At 59.7% G+C, this 24621-nt stretch carries 23 protein-coding genes and 1 pseudogene; 10 read left to right on the top strand and 14 right to left on the bottom strand.

Going from position 1 to position 24621, the window contains the following annotated elements:
• The first annotated feature begins 102 nt into the window (after positions 1-102).
• The 4 genes from ACA079_RS21320 to exaC all read left to right on the top strand — a co-directional run bounded on the left by ACA079_RS21320 (position 103) and on the right by exaC (position 4833).
• Complete coding sequence (locus ACA079_RS21320) at positions 103-1398, top strand: MFS transporter (protein ID WP_497700848.1); 1296 nt, start codon at positions 103-105, stop codon at positions 1396-1398.
• A gap of 53 nt (positions 1399-1451) precedes the next feature.
• Positions 1452-2324, top strand: coding sequence for a LysR substrate-binding domain-containing protein (locus ACA079_RS21325; RefSeq protein ID WP_497700849.1), 873 nt, complete (start codon positions 1452-1454; stop codon positions 2322-2324).
• Between the two features lie 86 nt (positions 2325-2410).
• Positions 2411-3238, top strand: coding sequence for a phosphonoacetaldehyde hydrolase (gene phnX / locus ACA079_RS21330; protein ID WP_497700850.1), 828 nt, complete (start codon positions 2411-2413; stop codon positions 3236-3238).
• 74 nt (positions 3239-3312) lie between these two features.
• Positions 3313-4833: an acetaldehyde dehydrogenase ExaC gene (gene exaC, locus ACA079_RS21335; protein ID WP_497700851.1), complete on the top strand. Its 1521-nt coding sequence runs from the start codon at positions 3313-3315 to the stop codon at positions 4831-4833.
• Between the two features lie 76 nt (positions 4834-4909).
• Here the strand turns inward: exaC and ACA079_RS21340 are convergent, their stop codons facing one another.
• The 11 genes from ACA079_RS21340 to ACA079_RS21390 form a co-directional block, all read right to left on the bottom strand.
• Complete coding sequence (locus ACA079_RS21340) at positions 4910-6388, bottom strand: aldehyde dehydrogenase family protein (RefSeq protein ID WP_497700852.1); 1479 nt, start codon at positions 6386-6388, stop codon at positions 4910-4912.
• Entirely contained in the window at positions 6381-7346 is a 966-nt protein-coding gene (locus ACA079_RS21345; RefSeq protein WP_497700853.1) for an NTP transferase domain-containing protein, read from the bottom strand. The genes ACA079_RS21340 and ACA079_RS21345 overlap by 8 nt, the downstream gene beginning before the upstream one ends.
• 25 nt (positions 7347-7371) lie before the next feature.
• Positions 7372-8880: an aldehyde dehydrogenase family protein gene (locus tag ACA079_RS21350; RefSeq protein WP_497700854.1), complete on the bottom strand. Its 1509-nt coding sequence runs from the start codon at positions 8878-8880 to the stop codon at positions 7372-7374.
• Complete coding sequence (locus tag ACA079_RS21355) at positions 8867-9934, bottom strand: aminoglycoside phosphotransferase family protein (protein ID WP_497700855.1); 1068 nt, start codon at positions 9932-9934, stop codon at positions 8867-8869. Before ACA079_RS21355 ends, ACA079_RS21350 begins: the two co-directional genes overlap by 14 nt.
• Positions 9935-9939: 5 nt before the next feature.
• On the bottom strand, positions 9940-10284 hold the full coding sequence (locus ACA079_RS21360) for a cupin domain-containing protein (protein ID WP_008145703.1): 345 nt from the start codon (positions 10282-10284) through the stop codon (positions 9940-9942).
• Between the two features lie 190 nt (positions 10285-10474).
• Positions 10475-10843, bottom strand: coding sequence for a cupin domain-containing protein (locus ACA079_RS21365; RefSeq protein WP_497700856.1), 369 nt, complete (start codon positions 10841-10843; stop codon positions 10475-10477).
• On the bottom strand, positions 10836-12119 hold the full coding sequence (locus ACA079_RS21370; protein WP_497700857.1) for a nucleotide disphospho-sugar-binding domain-containing protein: 1284 nt from the start codon (positions 12117-12119) through the stop codon (positions 10836-10838). Before ACA079_RS21370 ends, ACA079_RS21365 begins: the two co-directional genes overlap by 8 nt.
• Before the next feature lie 34 nt (positions 12120-12153).
• Positions 12154-13233, bottom strand: a complete 1080-nt coding sequence (locus ACA079_RS21375) for an ABC transporter ATP-binding protein (RefSeq protein ID WP_497700858.1) — start codon at positions 13231-13233, stop codon at positions 12154-12156.
• Entirely contained in the window at positions 13226-14032 is an 807-nt protein-coding gene (locus ACA079_RS21380; protein WP_497700859.1) for an ABC transporter permease, read from the bottom strand. The genes ACA079_RS21375 and ACA079_RS21380 overlap by 8 nt, the downstream gene beginning before the upstream one ends.
• On the bottom strand, positions 14029-14889 hold the full coding sequence (locus tag ACA079_RS21385) for an ABC transporter permease (protein WP_008145697.1): 861 nt from the start codon (positions 14887-14889) through the stop codon (positions 14029-14031). Before ACA079_RS21385 ends, ACA079_RS21380 begins: the two co-directional genes overlap by 4 nt.
• A 97-nt stretch (positions 14890-14986) precedes the next feature.
• Positions 14987-15961, bottom strand: coding sequence for a polyamine ABC transporter substrate-binding protein (locus tag ACA079_RS21390; protein ID WP_497700860.1), 975 nt, complete (start codon positions 15959-15961; stop codon positions 14987-14989).
• A 275-nt stretch (positions 15962-16236) separates the two neighbouring features.
• Between ACA079_RS21390 and ACA079_RS21395 the strand changes: the two genes are divergently transcribed.
• Together ACA079_RS21395 and ACA079_RS21400 are read left to right on the top strand one after the other, a co-directional pair.
• Complete coding sequence (locus ACA079_RS21395; protein WP_497700861.1) at positions 16237-17169, top strand: GntR family transcriptional regulator; 933 nt, start codon at positions 16237-16239, stop codon at positions 17167-17169.
• 96 nt (positions 17170-17265) lie between these two features.
• The gene (locus tag ACA079_RS21400) at positions 17266-18555 is read left to right on the top strand and encodes a nucleotide disphospho-sugar-binding domain-containing protein (protein WP_497700862.1); all 1290 of its coding nucleotides are present in this window, start codon (positions 17266-17268) and stop codon (positions 18553-18555) included.
• Here ACA079_RS21400 and ACA079_RS21405 read toward each other — a convergent pair.
• Entirely contained in the window at positions 18527-18904 is a 378-nt protein-coding gene (locus ACA079_RS21405) for a cupin domain-containing protein (protein WP_497700863.1), read from the bottom strand. The genes ACA079_RS21400 and ACA079_RS21405 overlap by 29 nt on opposite strands.
• Positions 18905-18922: 18 nt before the next feature.
• Positions 18923-20320: an NAD(P)/FAD-dependent oxidoreductase gene (locus ACA079_RS21410; protein ID WP_497700864.1), complete on the bottom strand. Its 1398-nt coding sequence runs from the start codon at positions 20318-20320 to the stop codon at positions 18923-18925.
• Positions 20321-20478: 158 nt separating this feature from the next.
• Here ACA079_RS21410 and ACA079_RS21415 point away from each other — a divergent pair, with 158 nt between their 5' ends.
• The 4 genes and pseudogenes from ACA079_RS21415 (at position 20479) to ACA079_RS21430 (ending at position 23394) form a co-directional block, all read left to right on the top strand.
• The gene (locus ACA079_RS21415; protein WP_497700865.1) at positions 20479-21297 is read left to right on the top strand and encodes a helix-turn-helix domain-containing protein; all 819 of its coding nucleotides are present in this window, start codon (positions 20479-20481) and stop codon (positions 21295-21297) included.
• Positions 21298-21378: 81 nt separating this feature from the next.
• Positions 21379-21908 (top strand): annotated as a pseudogene (locus tag ACA079_RS21420) (P-loop NTPase family protein).
• A 172-nt stretch (positions 21909-22080) separates the two neighbouring features.
• Positions 22081-22365: a hypothetical protein gene (locus tag ACA079_RS21425; RefSeq protein WP_497700866.1), complete on the top strand. Its 285-nt coding sequence runs from the start codon at positions 22081-22083 to the stop codon at positions 22363-22365.
• A gap of 135 nt (positions 22366-22500) precedes the next feature.
• Positions 22501-23394: a LysR family transcriptional regulator gene (locus ACA079_RS21430; protein ID WP_497700867.1), complete on the top strand. Its 894-nt coding sequence runs from the start codon at positions 22501-22503 to the stop codon at positions 23392-23394.
• 36 nt (positions 23395-23430) lie between these two features.
• On the opposite strand, the gene ACA079_RS21435 is transcribed toward ACA079_RS21430, so the two are convergent.
• Positions 23431-24609, bottom strand: coding sequence for a (R)-mandelonitrile lyase (locus ACA079_RS21435; protein ID WP_497700868.1), 1179 nt, complete (start codon positions 24607-24609; stop codon positions 23431-23433).
• Positions 24610-24621: the final 12 nt, after the last annotated feature.

The following is a 24621-nucleotide window of genomic DNA, read 5'->3' on the forward strand; positions in this document are numbered from 1 at the left end:
TGTCAGCGGCGTGACGAGCCGCGACGATTTCCTGCCGCACCCACAAAAGAGTGCACCCTCCGACGCCATTCGGGGGGACCGAACAATAATAAGGAAAAGATCATGAATCGTGCCCATACCATGCCTGGACTCGCAGTGCGCACCTCATCGTTCCGAGTAGCCCAGTGGCGCATGCTGCTGGCGGCGATGTTCTGCTATCTGTTTTTCTACACCGGTCGACAGACATTCGGTTTCGCCATTCCGGGTATCCAGGCCGAGTTCGGATTTACCAAGGAGCACCTCGGGTGGGCTTCGGCCGCCATGCTCTGGGCCTATGCCATTGGCCAGGCAATCAACGGCAACCTTGCCGACAAATTCGGCGGCAGACGCATCATGACCTTGGGTGCCGTACTGTCCTGTGGCGCCAACTGGGTGACCAGCTTTGCCGGTGGTTTTGCCGCTCTGATCTTGCCTTGGGGTATCAACGGTTATTTCCAGGCATTGGGCTGGGCGCCCGGGAGTCGACTCATCTCCAATTGGTGGAGTGCCGGCGAGCGCGGCAAGGTGTATGGCTTTTACGTGTTTGCCGCCGGTTGCGCCTCTGTCCTTTCTTACGTGACCTCAATCGTTGTGCTTGAGGTGATGCATCTGGAGTGGCGCTGGATCTTCCGGTTGCCCGTGCTGCTGATGCTGGCTGGCGGCATCATCTTCTATCTGGTGGCCCGTGAGCGTCCGCAGGACATGGGTTTCGAACCGCTCGCCGATACCGGCGTAGCCAATGCCGATGACAAAGACCACGAAGTGGCACACGGTGAAGTCGAATCGTCCGCGCAACGCTACAAAGCCGTTCTAAAGAACTTTCGTTTGATCATCGCCGCGGTATCCCTGGGATTCCAGAACGCTGCTCGCTATGGCTTGATCGTCTGGGTGCCGGTGCACTTTCTGGGTGCCAACTGGAAGAGCGGCGACAGCATGATCGATCCGAAATGGATTACGGTTGCCCTGCCGGTGGGCATGGCCATCGGCGCCCTCAGTAATGGCTGGGTTTCGGACAAGCTGTTCGGCTCCAAACGCTACCTGGCGATCATGCTCTACATGTTCCTCGGTGCAGCGACCAGCCTGTGGATGTGGAGCCTCCCGCCTCATAGCGCAATTGGCCTGGTGGCGCTGTTCCTCTGTGGTTTCTTCGTTTACGGCCCGGCGTCGAGTTTCTGGGCGCTCTGCCCAGACCTGGTCGGCGCAAAGCGAGCTGGCACGGCAACCGGCGTTATGAACTTCTCTTCCTATCTGTTCGCCGGCCTGGCGGAACCGCTGATCGGCAGTATGCTCGACAGTACCGGCAATACTTCATTGATCTTCATCGTGGTCACCGCTGCATGCCTGTGCAGTGCGGCGGTCGCGTTGTTCATCAGACGCTGATTGCGCAGCGGGGATGCTTGTAGACAGACAACGACTCAGGAACAGGATCTTCTATGTACCAGTACCACAAGTGGTTACGTTCCTTTCATGCGGTGGCGAAGACTGGCAGCTTCACCCTCGCCGCCGAGTACCTGAGCGTTGGTCAGCCGACTGTAAGTGAACAGGTCAACGCGCTGGAGAAGAAGTTCTCCGTGGAACTCTTTCATCGTCGAGGCCGTTTTATCGAAATGAGTTCGGCGGGACACAAGCTCTATGCGATCACCCAGGGGCTATTCGGCCAAGAGGATGAAGCGGTGCAACTTCTGCAAAGTTTCAAGCAACGCAAGACAGGCATGCTGCGCTTGGGTGCAGTCTCTCCTCCCATTGCGATGAACCTGACTTACGAATTGATGCAGCAGCATCCGGACATCGAGCTGGAAACGTCGTTTTCTCCCGAAAAAGAAACGCTGGACCGTCTCTTCAACTTCGATATCGATGTGGCGATTCTTGCGCTCTCCGAATTCGACCAGCGCTTTGATACTCAGCTTTATCGACGCTATCCGATTATTGCCGTCGTCCGCGACGACCATCCCTGGGCCAGTCAGAAAGAGGTGCATGTCGAGCAGATCAGCAGCGAGAAGTGGGTCCTTCGCGAAAAAAGCTCTCGCACACGCCAACTGGTGGAAGAGAGCTGCAAGCGCCTGGACGTCGCCCTGAACTGCGTCATGCAGTTGAACAGTCGTGAAGCCATTGTCCATGCCATCGCCAAGGGCATCGGCATCGGTTTCGTTTCGGCCGTCGAGTACGCCGAAACGCCGGGCACCAAGCCGATCACCTTCGTCAATCATCCGTTTTCGATCGACTACCACCTGTGCTGCCTGGGTATTCGAAGAAACCGGCCAATGATCGCGGAGTTGTTCGACTCCAGTCCAATACCGACAACCTGATTCCGTAACGCGTTTCAACAATCAATAGGCTTACCTCCTGGTGACGAGAGGGACGGCCTACCCATACCCAAAAATGGAGATTCGTCATGCACTACAAACAACCCACTCACCTGCAAGCCGTTGTTCTGGACTGGGCGGGCACCGTCGTTGATTTCGGTTCCTTCGCACCGACCCAAATTTTCGTCGAAGCGTTCGCCGAGTTTGGCGTAGCCGTTTCGCTGGAGGAAGCACGTGGCCCCATGGGCATGGGAAAGTGGGACCACATCCGCACGTTATGCAACCAGCCACAGATCGCCGAACGCTACCGTGCGGTCTTCGGTCGCCTGCCGACCGATGATGATGTCACGGCGCTTTATGAGCGTTTCATGCCGCTGCAAATCGAGAAGATCGCCCTGCACTCAGCCTTGATTCCCGGAGCACTGGATGCCATCGATGCCTTGCGCGACAAGGGCCTGAAAATCGGTTCGTGTTCCGGTTACCCGGCAGTCGTCATGGCAAAAGTGGTGGAGCTGGCGCGACAGAACGGCTACGTCGCCGACCATGTGGTAGCGACCGACGAAGTGCCCAATGGTCGCCCGCACCCGGCGCAGGCATTGGCCAACGTTATCGCCTTGGGGATCAGTGACGTCGCGGCTTGCGTGAAGGTCGACGACACTTGGCCCGGCATTCTCGAAGGTCGTAGCGCAGGCATGTGGACAGTCGCATTGACCTGCTCCGGCAACGCGCTGGGCTTGACCTACGAACAGTACAAGGCGTTGCCCTCCGACAAGCTGGCCGAAGAACGTGCCCGCATCATCAAGATGTTCGAAGGCTCTCGCCCGCACTATCTGATCGACACCATCGTCGAGTTGCCGGCAGTCATCGAAGACATCAATGCCCGTCTGGCGCGCGGTGAAACCCCTCAGGGTTCCTGACGCCATACGGCGGCTGACGCTGACAGTGGCCGTCCACGGACGGCCGCAACGGATAACAACAAGAGAGTCTCATCATGATCTACGCCCAACCTGGCACTCCCGGTGCCATCGTTTCGTTCAAGAGTAAATACGGTAACTACATCGGCGGCGAGTTCGTCGCGCCTGTTAAAGGTCAGTACTTCACCAATACCTCGCCAGTGAATGGCCAACCGATTGCCGAATTCCCGCGCTCCACGGCCGAAGACATCGAAAAAGCCCTGGACGCTGCCCACGCGGCCGCCGATGCCTGGGGCGCCACGTCCGCCCAGGCGCGCTCGCTGGTGCTGCTGAAAATCGCCGACCGCATCGAACAGAACCTCGAAATCCTGGCAATCACCGAATCCTGGGACAACGGCAAAGCCGTGCGTGAAACCCTCAACGCCGACATCCCGCTGGCGGCCGACCATTTCCGCTACTTCGCCGGTTGCATCCGCGCCCAGGAAGGCAGCGCCGCCGAGATTGATGGCAACACCGTGGCGTATCACATCCATGAACCGCTGGGCGTGGTCGGGCAGATCATTCCGTGGAACTTCCCGATCCTGATGGCCGCCTGGAAACTCGCCCCGGCCCTGGCGGCCGGCAACTGCGTGGTACTCAAGCCTGCCGAACAAACGCCACTGGGCATTACCGTGCTCATGGAGCTGATCGGCGACCTGCTGCCGCCGGGCGTGCTGAACGTGGTGCAAGGCTTCGGCAGAGAAGCCGGCGAAGCGCTGGCCACCAGCAAACGCATCGCCAAGATCGCCTTCACCGGCTCGACCCCGGTCGGCTCGCACATCATGAAATGCGCCGCCGAAAACATCATTCCGTCCACCGTGGAGCTGGGTGGCAAGTCGCCAAACATCTTCTTCGAAGACATCATGAAGGCCGAGCCGTCCTTCATCGAAAAAGCTGCTGAAGGCCTGGTGCTGGCGTTCTTCAACCAAGGCGAAGTCTGCACCTGCCCTTCCCGTGCATTGGTGCAAGAGTCGATCTACGACGACTTCATGAAAGTCGTGATGAAAAAAGTGCTGTCGATCAAACGTGGCGACCCGCTGGACACCGACACCATGGTCGGCGCCCAGGCGTCCGAGCAGCAATTCGACAAAATCCTTTCGTACCTGGAAATCGCCAAGGGCGAAGGCGCCGAGCTGCTGACCGGCGGCAAGGTGGAAAAACTCGAGGGCAGCCTGGCGACCGGGTATTACATCCAGCCGACCCTGCTCAAGGGCACCAACAAAATGCGCGTGTTCCAGGAAGAAATCTTTGGCCCGGTGGTGAGCATCACCACCTTCAAGGACGAAGCCGAAGCCCTGGCCATCGCCAACGACACCGAGTTCGGCCTGGGTGCCGGCCTCTGGACCCGCGACATCAACCGCGCCTATCGCATGGGCCGCGCCATCAAGGCCGGTCGCGTGTGGACCAACTGCTACCACCTGTACCCGGCGCACGCCGCGTTCGGCGGTTACAAAAAATCCGGCGTCGGTCGTGAAACCCACAAAATGATGCTCGATCATTATCAGCAGACCAAAAACCTGCTGGTGAGCTACGACATCAATCCGTTGGGCTTCTTTTAGGCCTCATGTCGCGGGTTGCCTAGTCAATGATAAAAACGTGCTCTGTCGTGAGGGGGCCAGGGTTGGGCAAAGGGAGTCAACTCAAATACCAGCCCCAGGCCCCGCCGTTGTATCGGGTGATCTGCTTGGTTTCGAGGTAGTTGCTGTAACCCCACTCACCCAGCTCGCGGCCAATACCGCTCTGCTTGTAGCCGCCCCAAGGTGCTTCCACGAAGGTCGGTTGCGAGCAGTTGACCCAGACGATCCCGGCGCGAAAGCGTCGGGCGACCCGTTCGCAGCGTGGAATATCACGCGACATGACTGCCGCTGCCAGGCCGAAGGGCGAATCATTGGCCAGGCGAATCGCTTCGGCTTCCGTGTCGAATGCGCGCAGGCACACCACCGGGCCGAAAATCTCCTCGCGCCACACCGAACTCTGTTCCGGCACATCGGCGAAAATCGCCGGGGTCAGGTAGTAGCCCTTTTGTAGATGGGCCGGACGAGTGCCGCCCGAGACCAGCCGCGCGCCCTCTTCCTGACCGGCCGCAATCGCTTCAAGGACTTTGTCCAATTGCCCTTGGCTGACCAGCGGCCCGAGTTTCACGCCGTCGGTAAAGCCTTGGCCGATCTGGATCTGCTCGGTGGCAGCGATCAAACGCTCCAGCAACGCCGGGTATAACGCGCGCTCCACCAAGACGCGCGAAGTGGCCGAACAGACCTGGCCCTGATTCCAGAATATCCCGAATAGAATCCATTCCACCGCAGCGTCGAGGTCACTGTCGGCGAAGATCACGAAGGGCGATTTACCGCCTAGCTCCAGACTGATGTTTTTGATCTCGGCCGCTGCCGCTTGCATGATCTTGCGCCCGGTCGGCACGCTGCCGGTGAAGGCGATCTTGTCCACGTCCGGGTGTTCGGCCAGCGGTGCGCCAGCCTCACGCCCCAGACCAGTGACGACATTCAATACACCCGCCGGCAAGCCTGCCTGATCGGCAATGCCCGCCAGTTCAAGGGCGGTCAGCGGTGTGAGTTCCGACGGCTTGAGCACCACGGTGCAGCCAGCCGCCAGTGCTGGAGCGACTTTCCACGACGCCATCAGCATCGGGAAATTCCACGGAATGATCGCTGCGACCACGCCCACCGGTTCCTTGATCGCCGAGGAACTGAAGCGTTCATCCGTCAAACCGATCGACTGCTCGCTGTGTTGATCCGAACCTTCGGCGAGGCCTGCATAGAAGTCGAAACAACCGGCCGTGTCGGCGATGTCCCACAGCGCTTCCGGCAGCGGTTTGCCGTTGTCGCGTACTTCGATGGCGGCCAATTCGTCCTGACGCGCACGGATGCCTTCGGCGATTCGCCGCAGTACGTGTGCCCGCTGCGCGCCTGTCCAGCGCGGCCAGTCACCTTCGTCGAATGCCTTGCGCGCGGCGCTGACAGCCAGGTCGATATCTTCCGACGTGGCGGCAGCGACCTGCGCCAGAACCGATTCATCGTTCGGGTCAACGGTCTCGAAAACGCCCCGCTGTACCGGCGCGATCCATTCGCCGCCGATGTACAGCCGTTGATAATCACGCATGGCAAACTCCTTCATTCTGCGGCTGCTCCAGCCGAATATTTTCCAGACGACTGAACGCGTCGACCCGCACCCCGCTGCCCACGCTCACCCCCGGTCCAAACACCACGCAAGGTTCGATACATACGTCCCTCGCCAGCTGCGTATCAGCACTGAAGAACACCGTATCCGCCGCCATCAGGCTGACGCCCGACTGCATGACCGCCTGGCGTCGACGCTGCTGGAAAAGCTGTTCGGCAGCATGCAATTGCTCGCGATCATTAACCCCGAGCACGTCGTCTTCATCGACCTCCACCGCCGTCACTTGCAGTCCCGCGCTGTTGGCCACGGCCACCGCGTCGGTGAGGTAGTACTCGCCTTGCGCGTTTTGGTTGCCGATGCGTTCCAGCAACCAGAGACAGGTGTCGGCACGCAAACCCATGACACCGCCATTGCAGAAGCCGACGTCCAATTCTTGCGGGCTGGCGTCCTTGGCTTCGCGGATCGCCAGCAAACGCCCCTCTTCCACCAGCAGTCGCCCGTAAGGCCCGGGACGTTCAGTGTGAAACCCGGCAACCGCAACCGCTGCACCGTCGATCAGCGTCTGACGTAACTGCAACAACGTCTGCGGGCTGATCAACGGTGAGTCGCCAAACAGCACCAGCACGCAGCCCTGCTCTTGGGCCTGCAACGCGGCGCGGGCGGCGAGCAACGCGTGCGCCGTGCCCAATTGTTCGTGCTGGGTAAACAGCTGCGCCGTGGGCGCGGCCACTTGCAAGTAATCGGTAACCGGCCGACTGCCAGCCCCCAGCACCACCGCTACTTGCTCAATGCCCGCCGCCTCGACCGCCGCCAGCACATGGCCAAGCAGCGGTCGATTACCCACCGGGTGCATGACTTTCGGCAGCTGCGAACGCATGCGAGTGCCCTGCCCGGCCGCGAGAATCACCGCCAGGGTTGACCAGGAAATGTTGTCGCTCATTGCGATCCTCCCAAGTACCGCGGCGTTAAACCTGATCGCGATAGAACACGTCGTCGGCATACGGATACCACCAGTCCTGAATCTTCGGCTGGTGATCGATGATGACCATTTTCGAGCGACGGAACGCTTCAAGGCCCTGACGCCCGAGTTCGCGTCCCAGACCCGACATCTTCCAGCCACCAAACGGCAGCGCGTCGTTGTCAATCAGTGGGTTGTTGACCCAGACCATCCCGGCTTCGAGACGCTCGGCAGCTTCCATGGCTTCGGCAAGATCGGTTGTGAACAGCGATGCGCCGAGACCGAACGGCGAGTCATTGGCCAGACGCACCGCTTCGTCGAAATCGCTGACACGGCAAATCGCCGCGACGGGGCCGAAACACTCTTCCTGGAGAATCTCCATGTCGCGGGTCACACCGGTGAGAATGGTCGGTTCATAGAACCAGCCCACCGTGTGCTGTGGCGGAATCCGCCCGCCGCACACCAGCGTTGCACCTTTGGCCACGGCGTCGTCGACCAGGCGCATGACCTTGTTGCGTGCGGCCTCACTGACCATCGGCCCGATTTCCGTACGCTCCAGACCATGGCCAATGCGCAAGGCGCGCGTACGATCGGCGAACTTCGCGACGAACTCATCGTGGATCTCATCGACCACGTAGAAGCGCTCTGCCGAGGTGCAAATCTGCCCGCTCAGGTGGAACGCAGCGGTCACCGCTCCCGCCGCCGCGACGTCCAGTGGCGCGTGTCTGGAGATGATCAGCGGGTCGCTGCCACCGGCCTCGATCACGCACGGTTTCATCTGTTCTGCACAGGCCACAGCCACCGCTTTGCCCGCCGCGACGCTGCCGGTAAAGGCGACCGCGTGAGTGCCGGTCGACTTCACCAGCAACTGTGCAGTCACCGCATCGCCCGGAACGCAAGACACCAGCCCCGGCAACAACGAGGTGAAATGCTCCATGAACTTGAGCGTGCAAAGGGTTGTGGCTTCGGCCGGTTTGACGATGCAGGCGTTACCCGCCGCCAGCGATGCAGCGACCGTCCAGCACATCAACAGGATCGGAAAGTTGAACGGCATGATGTGCACGCTGACGCCGTACGGCTCGTAACGCACATGCTGGAACGAGCCGATCTGCGTGGTGCCGGCGACCTTGCCCGCATCGTCCCGGGCCATTTCCGCGTAGTAGCGAAAGATCGGCGCGCAGTTCGCCAATTCGCCCATGGCTTCTGGAAACGGCTTGCCCATTTCCAGGGTCATCAACCGCGCGACTTCACGATTACAGGCGACGTTCTGTTCGATGGCATTGGCCAACTGATGCAAACGCGCGGCACGGCTTTTGGCGTCGATCAACCGCCATTGTTTTTGCGCAGCGGTGGCGGCATCGACGGCGGCTTGCACGTCGGCTTCGCCGCACAGGCCGACCTGCCCGACCGGTTGCAGCGTCGCCGGGTCAAGCACTTCGCGCGCGCGGGTATTCGTCAGGGGCAGGTACTCGGAATTGATGAAACGCAGGGCAGTGTCAGTGTTAAACGTGGCCATGGGATGATCCTTGAACCAATCGATAAGGGGTTTCGCGCAACGTCGCCAAGGTCGCGGGCGATAGATCCTCGCGCCAACCCGGTACGTGCCGGTTGAGCCAATCGCGCAGCGGAGCAAAGGCCTCAGCGTCCAGCGCTCGAACAAACAAACCGAGGGTGCGCGGCAGATGCGCCAGGTAACCGTGCTTGCCGTCGCGGCCCGCCAGGCGCACAAAAATACCCAGCACCTTGGCGTGACGCTGGGCGGCCAGCCGCCGGTAATCCTCGAGAAAACGCGGCGCATTGAGCTCCGGACGTTGCATCAGGTAGTGCGTCAGCAGCGCCACGCGCAATGCTTCGGGCATGTCGCGGCGAGCGTCTTCAAGCAACGACATCAAGTCGTACGCTGCCGCACCGATCAGTGCGTCCTGAAAATCCAGCAGCCCGCAGGCGGCGACGCCTTCGCGGCCTTCCAGCAGCATCAGGTTGTCGACGTGAAAGTCGCGCAACACCAGTGCTTCGCGACGCTGGGCGACATCGCTGCAAGCCTCGGCGAACAGTTTCAGAAACGACTCGCGCAGGTCGAGTGCAGCGTCCTTGCCAATCAGCAGCGGGATGTACCAGTCGATCAGCAGCGCACACTCGTCACTCAGTTGCCGGGCATCGTAGGGCGCCATTTCTGCCGCCGGTGGTGCGCGATGCAACGCCACCAACGCATCGACGGCCAAGCGATACAGCGCCGCTTCGGGATGCCCCGCCGCCAACAATCGGGTGTAGGTGTCGTGACCGAAATCTTCGATCAGCGCCAAACCCGCCTCTTCGTCAACCTGCACCAGGGCCGGAGCGGAAAGCCCCAGCCCGTGCAAGTGACGGGCGACCTGCACAAACGGACCGATCGGCTCGCTGTGCGGTGGCGAGTCCATCAGCAACAGACCCTCGCCGCTCAAGCGAAAATAGCGCCGGGTCGAGGCATCCGCCGGCAACGCAACCAGCTGCGCCTCGGCGAAGCCGGCACGCGCCAGAAAGGCTGCACGCTGGTCCTCGCGAGTTGGCGATAACGCACGTGTTTCAGTCATGGCAATCACCGGATCATGTAGACCTTTTTCACCGTCTCATGGACGGTGCATACGCCTTTCCAGTCCTTGCGGAAAAAGGCCGCCGTGTCGGGTTTGATCTCGATCACTTCGCCGGACTCATGGACATAAGTGCAGCGGCCTTCGAGAAAATGGCAGAACTCGTCGCTGGTGACATGGCAAAACCATTTACCCGGCGTGCAGATCCACACACCGCACTCAGACTGGCCTTCGGGGCCTTTGTGCAGCACCACGCCAGAGACATGGGATTGACCTTCGAGCATGGTCGGGATCACACCCCAATCCTTGACGTCGGTGATGCTCAGCGGGTCGTACAGAAACGGGGTAGTCATTGTTGCTCTCCAAAAAATAAAGGCTCAGGCGAAACACGCTTTTTGTAGCAGCTGGCGAAGCCTGCGTTCGGCTGCGAAGCAGTCGTAAAACCTGAGCGCGAGGTCTTCCTGAAACACCGCGCCGCCTGATTTGACGACTGCTTCGCAGCCGAACGCAGGCTTCGCCAGCTGCTACAAGTTGCGTTACGGATCAAGCCAGCATGTAAACGTTGCGCAGGGTTTCCCGGACGTGGCATTCGCCGGTCCAGCCAGCCGGGAACAACACCAGTGTGTTGGGACGAACTTCGATCACTTCACCGTCGTCATTGCGGTAAGTGGCATGGCCTGCGATGAAATGGCACAGCTCGTCGCGGGGAATCGACAGCCGCCAGCGACCGGGCGTGCAGACCCAAAGCCCGGTTTCCGGACTGTTATTCGGGCCTTTGAACAACAGTCGGCCGCTGGAGTGCGAAACGCCTTCGATGGCGTCGCTCTGCACGCCCCAGTCCACCAGGTCGGTGCGACTACTGACGGCTTCGAGGTACGGCGTGATGCCCGCCGTGGTGTTTTGCTCAGGCATTGTTAAGCACCTTGTCGAGAATGGCGGCCGCGTCCGCGGGCCCTTTGCGTGATTGCATGTGCACGCTGGTGTGCTGCAAACGTTGGCGCATCGCTTCGTCGTTGAGGCAGGCGGCGAGTTTTTCCGCCAACTGCGCTTCGCTCCAGTCGTAGCGATCGAGCTTGAAACCGTGACCGCTTTCTTCGGCGCGCATGGCGTTGTCGTGACCGTCCCAGACGTACGACATGACAATCGCCGGTTTGCCGAAGAACAGGCACTCGGTAAAGCTGTTGTTGCCGCCGTGGTGGATCACCGCATCGACCTGGGCAATCACCGACGGCTGCGGGAACCAGTTGGAGATCAGCACGTTGTCCGGCAGGTCCGGGTATTCATCGAGGTGCTCGCCGACATTGAACAGCGCGCGGTAAGGCAACTTGCCGACGGCGGTGATCAGACGCTGGAGCAGATCGACGTCGCCGGAACCGAGGCTGCCAAAACTGACGTAGAGCAATGGTTTGTCGTTGTTGGCGCGGAACTCGGGAATCTCGTACGTCGTATCGTGACGCACGCACCCTTGCAGGTAGTGGAAGCGCTCGGCCGGCAACGGATGACGGCGCTCGAACTTGACCGCGTCCGGGTACAGCAACAGGTTCATGTAAGGCGAGGCTTCGAAGAACGTGCCTAGCGGATACGGCTGCTCGCCATGGGCTTGCAGGAACTGGTTGAAGTCTTCGTGAATCGGCCCGATCACGTCTTCAAAGCGCTGCCGAAACTGTGCGTGACCGGCCTTGTCGTCGATGCTCATGCCCGACAGGTGCGGCGGGATATCCGGGTCTTCGATTTCGTTTTCCGAGCAGGAAATAATCCGTACCCAAGGCTTGCCGTATTGCTTGATTGCAGGGAACAGGATCACGTTGTCGACGCAGATCAAGTCGGGTTTGACCTTGTCCAGCACCGCCAGTAGATCCTTTTGCGCCCACTTCGCGGTGTCGACGATGGCGGCCCAGCATTCCTTTACGTAGTTGTCGATTTGATCAAGTGGCGATTTGCGGAAGTTGGGAATGTGGCCGTTGATGAAATCGACCCAGTAACGGGCCATTTCTTCGGCGGGCATTGGCGCCGACATGTTGACCATATGCTCTTCAAAACCATAACCGGCATACACGCCACTCATGCCGGGGTCGGTGAGGAATACAGCTTTGTGGCCGAGGGCTTCGCACGCCTGGGCGATGCCGACTGAGTTCAGCGCCGGGCCATAAGCGGCTTCCGGAAAGAAGGCGATCACTTTCTGTTTCATCGAGCGGTACTCCTGCCTGGTCTTTTTTTATTGTTCAGCGCGTCAGAACACGGGCGTGGCGAGCCTGCCAGCCGAGCCGGACGCTCATACCGATAGCAAAATGAGCAAATTCGAATTGCGAGGACGGCACCCGGACGATCAGCGCCTTGTCGCTGAGCGCCGTTTGCACATGCACGTTGGTGTCGAGGCCGTGATAGGCGATTTCGACGATGTTGCCGGTCACCCGATTGGCACAGTCGTCGCCCTCCTCCGCCAGCACCTGTAAACGTTCCGGGCGAACGACGACGGCAACCTTTTGCCCCGGAATCAACGGTGCGTCGGTCTCGACTGCCAGCTCCTGACCGTTGACACGCACCGTGCGCTCGCCCGAGCGCACGCCTTCAAACAGGTTGCTGACGCCGATAAAGTTGGCGACAAATCGACTGTTGGGATTTTCATAGAGTTCGGTCGGGCTGCCGCACTGGCAGACCTTGCCGCCATCGAGCACGGCCATGCGATCCGACATCACCAACGCTTCTTCCTGATCGTGGGTGACGATGATGAAAGTGATGCCGCTCTCGAGTTGCAGGCGTTTGAGTTCGAGCTGCATTTTTTCCCGCAGCTTTTTGTCGAGTGCGCCCAACGGCTCATCGAGCAGCAACACCCGCGGTCGTTTAACCAGCGCCCGTGCCAGTGCGACACGCTGACGTTGACCACCGGAGAGCTGATCCGGTTTGCGGTCCGCCAGCTCACCGAGCTGCGCGGTGCTCAGCACTTCATCGACCCGGCGACGGATCTCCGACTCAGGCAGACGCTCCATCTCCAACCCGTAGGCGATGTTCTTGCGCACGGTCATGTTGGGAAACAGTGCATAGGACTGGAACATCAGGTTCAACGGACGCTTGTTGGCCGGCAGCGGCGAGATGTCTTTGCCATCCAGATAGATGCAGCCGGCGCTGGGGGTTTCGAAGCCGGCGAGCATGCGCAACAGCGTGGTCTTGCCGCAGCCGGACGGGCCCAGCAGCGCAAAGAACTCGTTCTCGCGGATGTTCAGCGACACCTCGTCAACCGCCAGACCATTGCCATAAGACTTGCTGACCTTGTCCAGGATCAGTACCGCAGATGAATTATTCATGGGTGCGAGGAGCCTTGTTGAGACGCTGCGAAGCCAGCAGCGCGGTGATGCTGACCAGCATCACCAGCGTCGCCAGAGCGTTGATTTCCGGGGTGACGCCAAATCGGATCATGGCGTAGATCTGCATCGGCAACGTGGTGGAAGCCTGGCCGGAACCGGAGTTGAAAAAGGCGATGATGAATTCGTCCACCGACAAGGTGAACGAGAGCAATCCACCCGCCAGCACGCCGGGGAAAATCGCTGGCAGCAGCACCCGGCGAAAGGTGGTGAACCAGCTCGCGCCTAGGTCGATAGAGGCTTCGAGAATCGAATAGTCGAAGTGCTTGAGCCGCGTGCGCACCACTGCGCAAACGAAAGCGATGTTGAACACGGCGTGGCTGATGATGATCGAGTGCAGGCCCAACCCGACCTTGAGCAGGTTGAAAAAGCTCAGCAACGCAATCGCCAGGACGATGTCGGGAATGATCATCGGCGCCATCAACAAGGTGTCGACGACTTGCCCCTTGTCATTGCCCTTGCGGCGCAACTCGATGCCCAGCGCCAGGAACGTCCCGAGTACGCAGGCAATGAATGTCGCTGACAGCGCGACGATCAAGGTGTTGAGGGCCGCCGATAAAATGGCCGAGTTATGCGCCAGCGACACGTACCACTTCAGCGAGACGCCGCCCCAGGCCGTGGGCAAACCGGACTTGTTGAACGACAGCAGGATCAACACCAGGATTGGTACATAAAGGAAGGCATACACCAATCCCAAGTGCGTGCCGAGCACCGTGCCGCCAACCGAACGTGACTGACTCATGCGCGGCCTCCTTCAGCACGGCGGGCAACCAGTGCCTGAACGAACAACAGAATTAGCATGATCGCGATCAGGAAGAAGCTCAGCGCTGCACCGAACGGCCAGTCCCGCGCCGTGAGGAATTGCGAGTAAATAAGGTTGCCAACCATCTGCACCTGCTTGCCGCCCAACAGGTCGGCGGTAATGAAGTTACCGATGCTCAGGACGAAGACAAACACGGCTCCAGCGGCGACACCGGGAACGCTCAGCGGCAGGATGATCCGGCGAAAAGTCATCCAGCCCGAAGCACCAAGGTCTTTCGACGCATCCCAGAGTTCGTTGTTGATGCGTGACAGCGAAGAGAAAATCGCCAGGATCACAAACGGGATGTAGTTGTAGACCAGTCCCAGCACCACCGACGCTTCGGTGTACAGCAAACTGATCGGTTCGCCGCTGTAGCCGAACATTTGCAGCATCCGGTTGATCAAGCCTTCGCGATTAAGCAGGACGATCCAGGCATAGGTGCGGATCAGGTAGTTGCTCCAGAACGGCAGCATCACCAGAAACAGGAACACCGCTTGCCGGCGCCGTGGTGCGCGGGCAATGGCGTAGGCGGCCGGGTAGCCGATCAGCACCGCAAACACCGTCGCCAGACCGGCGATCTTTGCCGATTTGAGCAAGATGCCCAGGTACAGCGGATCGAACGCGCGCTGGTAGTTTTCCCAGGTGAACAGCCAGTCGATGCCACCGTAAGCACCGCGTTCGACGAAGCTGTAGACCAGCACCAGCAGGCACGGAATCACCAAAAAGGTCAGCAGCCAGCCAAAGCCGGGCGCAAGAAGCCAGGCCGACAGACGCCTGTCAGCATGCAAAGCACTCATTACCCATATCCTCCCGCCCCGGAACGGAGGCGGCTTGCGAGCGTGGCGAGGCATGCAGGGCATGCCTCGGATCGATGCGGCTTACGTTTTGTGAGGCTTAGTTCTGTGCCGCCATGATTTCGGTGACGGCCCGGGTGTAGGCCTTTTGCGTAGTGCCACCCAGATCGCGCAACTGTTCCATCTTCAACAGCTCGCTCGGGGCGATCGTCAAGTTGGGGTATTGCTTTAGCAGGTCAGCGGACAAACCGGCCATTGCGGCCTGGTTGGGGATTTTGTAGAGGATGTTTTCAGCCACCCAAACGTGGTTTTCCCTGGCGAGCATGAAGTTGACGAATTTGAACGCCTCCTCCTGATGCTTCGAGCTTTTCAGCACGACCATGGTGTCCACCCAAAGGTCGGAACCTTCCTTGGGCACGACAAACTTGATGGCCGCATTGGCTTGGGTGCCGTAGTTGCACCAGCCATCCCACGCGTGCGCCATCAGCGATTCGCCGGAAGCGAGCTTGGAGTAGAAGGTGGTGTCGTCGAACGCGAGGATGCGTTTCTTGGTAGCGATCAACTGATCGCGGACGGCGGCGATCTGTTTGGGATCGTTGTCATTGACCGACCAGCCCTTGGCCAGGAACCCGGCGCCGAGCATCCAGCGGTCGGTGGCGAGCATCGTCACTTTGCCTTTGAGCGCATCGCTCGGGTTGAGCAGTTCGTTCCAGCTCACCGGCGCCGGCGTGACCTTGTCGGAGCGGTAGCAGATCCCGGTGGTGCCCCAAGTGTATGGCACCGAGAAATGGTTGCCCGGGTCATATTCCAGCTGGGTCGCTTCGGGGTAGAGGTTTTTCAGGTTGGGGACTTTGACCGGATCGATATCGGCCAGCAGACCTTGCTTGTGCAGGACTTCGGCGAAGGGAGAGGAGACAAACACAACGTCATAGCCTTCACCGCCAGACGCCATCAGCTTGCCCATGATTTCTTCGTTGGTCGCGTGCAACGCCTTGTCGACGTCAACGCCGCTGGCCGCTTTGAACGTGTCCAGCGCATCCGGGGCCATGTAGCCGTCCCAGATCGAAATCACCATGTCTTTTGCACTTGCAGCCTGTGAAGCGATCGCCAGGGAGACGCTCAATCCCAGACACATAAGGCCTTTCAGCTTTCTCATAATACTCACCCGACGATTGATTATTTTTGTGTTCGAAGGCAGTACGGTGTAAAGAGAAACGATTGCTTGTGTTTTTTTTTAGAAATTAGGACCAGCACGATTCGATGTCAACGGTTTTTTTTGCGCCTGACGGTTTTGCGATGCATGGCATAAGATGAGCACCGGAGTCGATGCGACCAAAAGAGATCAGACGCTTGAGCACAACACCCGAGAAGAAACCCCGCACCAACCACCTGGAACTCGCCCGCCGGATTCTGGAGCACACCCAGGAAACCGGGCTGGCGGCCGGCGATCCGGTCGCCGAACAAGCGCTGGCGCGGACATTCCAGGTGTCACGCACACTGATTCGTGGCGCACTTAAAGTGCTGCTGGAAGAAAACCTGCTGAGTCATGAAGCCGGCAAAGGCTATCGACTGATCGCTCCACCGACCGGCCAGGCGTTCAATGCTGCATTGCCACAAGCCGAGGAAGAAGAGCTCGCGACCTCGGTGCTGCGCGACCGCATGGCCGGACGCCTCGGGGACAGCATCAGCATCAGCGAATTGATGCGTCGTTACGACATCGGCCGGCCGGCCGCTCAAAAAGCCCTGCAACAACTGAGTGAAAGCCAGGCCATCGAGCGCGGTCCCGGCCAGTCCTGGCTGTTTCGCCCTTCACTGAACAGCCTTGCCGCCCTCGAAGAAAGTCTCAAATTCCGACTGATTCTGGAGCCGGAAGCCCTGCTCAGCCCGCACTTCAACGCCGACCCACAACGCTTGGCGTTACTGCGAAGCGCTATGCAAACCTTGCTCTCGAGCCCCGTAGAGCATTTCGATATCCAGCAATTTCGCGAACTGGACATCAGTTTCCATGAACTGATTGGCCAGAGCTGCGGCAACCGTTTTATCGGTGACGCCCTGCTCCAGCATCAGAGCCTTCGGCGCCTGCCGAACCTGCTTCCGACCGTCAGCGTGCACCGCCTCCAGGAAGCCCTGCGCGAACATCTTCAAATCATCGCGCACATAGAGCGCGGACAGCTGGAGATCGCCGCCGACCTGCTGCGACTGCACCTGCGCCTGAGCGCCGCCCAGCGCCCGCAAACTGCCAACCGCGGCATCCCACAAGGCCAGTTGTTCGGGCGTCGCTGAACAGCTCAAAAAACATGATGATTTTTTTCATAAAATAAGACAGCATCCAGTCATCTTCAGGCACGGCGGGCTGTACCCGCCTCGGACGTCCTCGCCATGCACACACAAAAACTTATCGCCCTGTTTCCGGAAGCCAGTTTCGGCGCGGCCTTGAACTGCATTGGTATCGCCCAATCGCTGCGTGAGCTGGGAGCAAAACCGGTCTTCATCTGCCACGAACATTTTCAAGGGCTTTTCGCCGAATACGGCTTCGACGAGTACCCGATTCCACAAGCCAGTCCATTGTCGGCCGCGGAACACCAGCATTACTGGGAACGTTTTATCGAGCGCAACATTCCCTACTTCGACCAGACTCCGCTGGCACAGATCGACAGCTATGTGGCACCGGCCTGGGAAGCCATTATCGACACCGCGATTGAAGCGGAAAAACCGCTGCAACAGTTGCTCGGGCGCCTTAAACCGGACGTCATCGTCCTCGACAACGTGGTCATGTTCCCCGCCATCGCCAACGCGGGATGCCCGTGGGTGCGGATGGTTTCCTGCGCTGAAACCGAACTGCCGGATGCCGCCGTGCCGCCGTATTTGTCGGGTTGCCTGGCGGACGACGCGGATGCCCGCGAACGTTTTGCCGAGCATTACCGCAAAGCCGTCGCGCCGGCCCATGAACGTTTTTCGCAGTTTCTCGCGAGCAACGGCACGGCGCCCTGCCCACCCGGCCAGTTCCTCAACGATTCACCGTGGCTGAACCTGTTGCTGTCGCCGACGCCGGTGCGTTATGAACGCCAATCGCCGCTGGACCCGCAGCGCTATGTGTACCTCGACGGTTGCGTACGCCGCGAGGCGCCTTACATCGTTCCCGACTTCCCACGGCACAACGACGCGCCCCTGATCTACATCAGCTTCGGCAGCCTCGGTGCCGCCGACACCGACATGATGAAGCGCCTGATCGGGACCATCGAAACCCTGCCCTATCGCTTTCTCATCAACGTTGGCGCTTATCGGGACATGTACACCACCGTCCCGGACAACGTGTATCTGGACAGCTGGTTTCCGCAGCCGGCCGTGCTCAAGGAGTGCCAGTTGTTCGTCCACCACGGTGGCAACAACAGTTTCTGCGAAGCGCTGTACTTCGGCTTGCCGTCACTGATCATTCCTTACTGCTGGGACGGTCACGACAACGCCGCACGCGCCGAGGAAGTCGGCGTCGGCCGTTACTTGCCACGTTTTGCCGATCCACTGTCCGCGCTTCCCGCCACCCTCGAACAACTGCTGGCTGACCAGGCGATGAAACAGCGCCTCGAAGCGTTCAGCGAAAGTATGCAGGCGACTCGCGGCACGGACATTGCGGCGCGAGCGATCATGGCGCTGCCTGACGCCCGTCCCTGAGGATCATGAACACCTTGCGCACCGGCGTCAGGTTTTCCCACGTGCCTTTGAAGCCCGCGGCGACCACAAACGTGGCGCCGGTCTTGAACTCCTGGCTGACGCCATTGCTGTCGGTCAGACGAACATGTCCTTCGAGCAAATGACAGAGTTCGTCGTAGTCGCACTCACATCGTTCGAGGTGCTCCGGCGCTTCCCAAATGCCTGCGACCGCTTTTTTCTCCGGCGCCACAAAGTGCCGCCAGCTACGACTGCGATACGGGGTGTCGACCAGTTCGGGATCGCTGGTTTCCAACTCGACGATGGGCAAATCAGGGTTGGCAAAATCGATGATGTGATCAGGTTTACTCATGGTCATTCTCACTCCAGTTCAAGAATCAAAACCGATACCCAGCGCATCAAATCCTTTGAGCAGCCAGTCGCGGTGTCCGGTAAGGTCTTCACGGGCCAGTGAGCGCTGCGCCAGCGACACGCCCACATAACGCAGGGGCTCGGGTGGAAACGGAAAAGGTGCTGTCGAGGTCATTGCCAGTTTCGTGCGCTCGGTAGATTTGCCCTCGAGCAAATCGAGCATGGTCAACGCCGCGAAACGACTGGCCGACACGCCCTGCCCGGTGAAGCCTTGGGCGTAGGCAATGCGCCCGTTGGACGAGGTGCCGCAGAACATGGTGGTGCGTGCGGAGGTATCGATGATGCCGCCCCAGGCATGGCTGAACGTGACGTCCGCCAACGCCGGGAAAGCCGATTGAAATTGCCGAGCCAATGTCGCGAAGCTGTCGGGGCGTTGCGTCAACGCCTCATCACGCCGGCTCCCGAAGTGATAGATGGCGTCGTAACCGCCCCAGAGGATGCGGTTGTCTTCGGTTTTGCGCAGGTAATGAAACTGATTGCCACTGTCGGCAATCCCGTAGCGGCCGACCCAACCGATGGCGCGCAGCTGAGCATCGTTGAGCGGCTGAGTCGCTAATGCGTAGTCATAAATGGGAATGACCTTGGACTTCAGCTCACCTAGCAACGGCGGTGCGATGTTGGTGCCGAGTGCGACCTTGACCGCTTTGACAGAGCCCAGTCCGGTTTCCAGTACCTGATGATTGCCGTCTTGATGCAGTGCGGTCACCGGCGAATGCTCGAACAGCTGCACACCATGCGCAAGACACACGCGCCGCAGTTCCGCGACCATTTTCACCGGGTTCAGCAGCGCATAATTGGGCTCGAAAACGCCCGCAACATAGGCCGGTGAGTCGAGGTGTGACTTGAGCCTCTCGCCATCCAGGAATTCGCAGGCGATGCCAAAGCGCTCGTAGTTGCGCTGCATCGACCTTAGCCCTTCAACCTGCCAGGGCTGACTCGCGACATTCAGTTTTCCGGAGCGCTCAAACGCTACGTCCATGCCATAGCGCTGCAGATCTTCCTCAAATGCCACCAGGTTTTCCCTGCCCAGTCGCACCAGTTGCTCTGCTTCCCTGGGCCAACGTTTCAGCGCATTGGAAACACCGTGGGAAATACTCGGCGCACAGAACCCGCCATTGCGCCCACTCGCCTCGCCACCGCACTGCCCGGCTTCAAGCACAACGATGGTTGCTTCAGGCCAGCGCTGACGCGCCATCAACGCAGTCCATAGCCCGACAAATCCGCCGCCCACAATCGCAATATCACACGTCACTTCACCTGTGAGCCTCGGCGCGGCGATCGCAGGCGTTCGTGTTTCCTGCCAAACGGGATAAGGCCGAGCGTCCGCCAGGGACTGGTTCGCGATGTGAAGTGTCATGCGCTCATGCTCCGTAAAATTCCTGGGCTGACGCTAAAGTAATCACCGACGCTTTCACAGGCACAACGGGCAGGCAAACATCGCAGCGGACACGGGCGGAAAAGTACGGCTTCTGGAATACTCTGGGCTTCGCCCTGATCTGCACCCTGGAGTTCGTCGTGGAAGTACCTGATTTACCCACCACCCCAACCTTCCTGGCGGATCCTTCGAGCACACAGACTCATGAAGTTGCGGTGCGTTATCACGAGGCATGGAAGCGGCGCGACCTGGACGCCGTGATGGCGCTCTATCACCCGGCCATCGAGTACAACGATTTTTTCCAGAACCGGACCATCGACTACTCGCAATTGCGCGACTATCTCGCGGCAAGCATGCCGGTGGGATCAGAAGAGTTTCAGATTTACACCGATCGCTTGCGCATCGATGGCGACACCGCGTTCTTGCAGTACCGGGTGACGCTCAATGGCAGCGAGGGTCTTGTTTCATTCCGCACGGTTGAAGCGCTGTCGGTACGGGACGGGCTGATCATCAAAGTCAACGAACACGCGATGCTGGTCGGCCATGCCCCAACGTTAACCCGCCCGACCTATAGCGCTGAGGCGGTCAGTCGCTTGGGGTTATCAGCCCGTCAGGTCGGGGCGCTGGCCAATGATTTGCAGCAGTACTTCGAACAGACCAAGCCCTACCTCGATCCACGGCTGGACCTGTCGCATGTCGCGGCATCGACTGGCTACACACGCAACCAGATCTCGTTCTTTCTCAATCAGGTTCGGGGGCAAACGTTTTATACGCTGCTCAACCAGCTGCGCCTGGATGAAGCCCTTTCACGCTTGAGTGCGCAACGCCACGCCTCGCGCATTGATGAGATTGCCAGCGCCTCTGGCTTTAACTCGCTGTCCACGTTCTACCGTTGCTTCAAGCAAAAAACAGGGTGTTCGCCGAAGGCCTATTTGCAGCAACTGTCTCGTCCTGAATAAGGTTTACACCCATCCATAAGCCTTTAACTGGCCCTCCAAAACCTGCACAATCGCCGGCTTTTTTCGCGACAGGAAGTCCTCATGCAACGGATTGTAATTCTAGGCAATGCCGGTAGCGGCAAATCCACCCTCGCCCGCGCCCTCGGCAAGCGCCTGAGCCTGCCCGTGGTTCACCTGGACACGCTGTTCTGGGAGCCCGACTGGGTCGAACCCGACGCTGAGCAGTTCCGCACAAAGGTCCGCCAAGCACTCGCACCGGATGCCTGGATTTGTGAAGGCAACTATGCGCGGCGAACCTTCGACCTTCGGCTGCCCCGTACCGACCTGATCATCTGGCTCGATACGTCGCGGCTCACCTGTTTCACCCGGGTGATCATGCGCAGCGTAATGAACCGCCCTCGCCCTGACCTTGCAGCAGGCTGTACAGAGAAACTCGACCGGGAGTTCCTGACTTTCTGAACTTCGTGTGGACTTTCGATCGAGGCTATCGCCCTGGTATCGAGGCAGTGCGCCTGGCCATAGGCCCACAAATTTCTACGGTGCACTTGCGCGGTACCCGGCAGATTGCCGCATTTCTCGATAGCTTGCCCCAGGCCCGGCAAGGGTTTTGAGAGAAAACCCTCGGGTTCGCGAAGAAGTCCGTATGTCGCATAAAGAAGAGTCAGGTTTCGATGTGGCTTTTTTCGACTACCGTTATCCGTCAGCACTACCTCTGCATCCATAGACAAGCAGATAGCGGCACGAGTGCTTACGAATACATGCTCCCCACTTCGAGGATCAGACATGCATCCATCCTTTCTGCAGCGCATCGATGAGCTCGGCGCTCTGCTCGTCCACGACAATGCAGCACGCATCGATTTCTTCCGGCGCACTAATCGACTGAAGTCGCGCCGCGGTGTTCGCTTCCAGGTGGTGACCCTGCAGCTCGGCATCTTCCAGGTCATCGAGCGATACACTGGCAAGACCTGGGCCTACCGTTTCAACTACCGCGAGGCCATGGATTTCGCCATCCAACTCGAGGAAAAGTCCAACCGTCGCAAGGGAGTTGCGCGGCCTTCGGCGAGCTGATGCCGCATCCGCGAAGCGCGGTCGACGCACTGCGGGTTGACCGCCACCGCAGTCGATAGCTGACACAAGTTAGATCCGAGCGATTGGTGATGCTGGATGGCATAATCGCGAACGGTTCATAACAGGGGCGGATCAATGACCGCTGAAAGCTACGACCAACTCGCAATCTTTTCGGCCGTGGCACAGGAGCGCAGTTTCACCCGCGCGGCTGCCAAACTGGGCATGTCACAGCCTGCCCTGAGCCGGGCCATGCGTCAGTTGGAGGAACGACTGGGCGTCAGGTTACTTGCTCGCACCACTCGTAGCGTATCCCCCACGGAAGCGGGCGAACATCTGCTGCGAGTGATCGCCCCCAGATTCGAAGAGATCGACAACGAGCTGGCATTGCTCAGCGAATTCCGTGACAAGCCTTCAGGCAAACTGCGTATCACGGCCGGCGAGCATTCTGCGATCACGATCCTGCATCCCGTACTCGCGAAGCTGCTACCCGACAATCCCGATCTCAAGATCGAGATCATCGTCGACTACGGCCTGACCGACATCGTAGCTGAAGGCTTCGACGCCGGCGTCCGGTTAGGTGAGCAGGTCGCCAAGGACATGATCGCGATGCGTATCGGCCCCGACATGCGCATGGCAGTGGTCAGCTCCCCAGAGTATTTCGCTCGGTATCCGAAGCCAAAAATCCCGAGCGATCTCATGCAGCACAACTGCATCACACTGCGCATGCCGACTTATGGCGGCCTCTTCCTCTGGGAGTTCGAGAAGAACGGGCAAGAATTGAAAGTACGCGTGGAAGGCCAATTGGTGTTCAACAACATTGCCATGCGCCTGGAGGCCGCCCTCCAGGGATTGGGGCTGGCTTATATGCCAGAAGACCTGGTGCAGGAGCATGTCGCACAGGGTCGGTTGATTCGCGTACTCGCGGATTGGTGCGAGCCATTCTCGGGATACCACCTCTACTATCCAAGCCGACGCCAGAGTTCACCCGCCTTTACGTTGCTGCGTGAAGCCCTGCGCTATTCCAGCTGACAAGCCTGCGCGCTTGACGGGTGGCCGATCCCTGACTCACGGCCGCCCGGCCGTTTCAGCCAGATGTTTGTCCAGCGCCTCGCCGGCACGCTTGGCTGCATCAGCGTCACCTTGGTCGGCCAGTACCTGAGCGAGTTGACGCAATTGCGCAGCGCTCAGACCTACTCTCATGCTGGCAGCAATGTGCGAACGCAGTTGCGGCTCCACGCCGAGCGTGGCGGCCAGCGCTGCGACCGTAGCCAGTTCACGACTTTGCCAATCCAGGTTGTCTCGCTCGAAAATGTCGCCGAACAAATGCGCCTGCAAATATTGATTGATGACAGGTGCGAAGTCGAACAGCGGGCCCTGGACGGGTGCACCGGAAATGCGGGTCTGATTGGCCTTGCCCACGACCAGCAATTCAGCGCCGGTTGGAATCACACGACCGGGCTCGCGCCCCGGATCATCCTGAATGCCGCGTTGTTTGCGTGCGTCCACCACTTTCATCAGCTCGCCGAGTGCGTTGAGACTGCGCGGAAAGCCGGTGTAAGCGTAGAGCTGCACCAGGATTTCCTTCGCCTCGCTGACGGTCAGTCCCGCATCCAGCCCTTTGTTCAAGGCAGCATTGAGCATGGGCATGTTGCTTGTGGCCATGGAGGCTGCGATCAACAGGATAGCCTGCTGCTTGGCTGACAGCACCTCGGAAACGGCATGTTCGGCAGACGTTGCTTGCGGCGTCGCCGGACCTTGTGCGGTGTTTGGGTAATCGGTGACTTTCTCCAGCCATTGCACACTTTTGCCATCCACCACGCCGGTCACTGCCAGGTGAGTCATGGCGCTTGTCGGTGCGGCACCGTGCCAGTGCTTGACGCCCGGTGGGCAGACGATCACGTCTCCCGGACGGATTTCCTGCACGGGCTTGCCCCATTCCTGAGTCAGGCCCACACCTGCGATCACCACCAATCGCTGGCCTGCTGGATGGGTATGCCAAGCCGAACGCGCGCCCGGCTCGAAGGTAACGTAGGCTCCGGATGCATTGATTTTGCCAGTGGCGGGAAACAAAGGATCGACGCGCACCCGCCCGGAGAAATAATCCGCCGGCCCCGCTGCCGAAGCCTGTGTACCTGCACGTCGGATCTGCTGGGCAGTCAGGGATTCACTGGCATTGTCTGGTCCGGCGGCGCTGGCGAAGGGCGTCGCGGCGCACATTGCGATTCCCAAAAGGGTCTTGTTCATGATGACGGCTCC

It is taken from the genome of Pseudomonas sp. LBUM1645, from assembly GCF_059716185.1.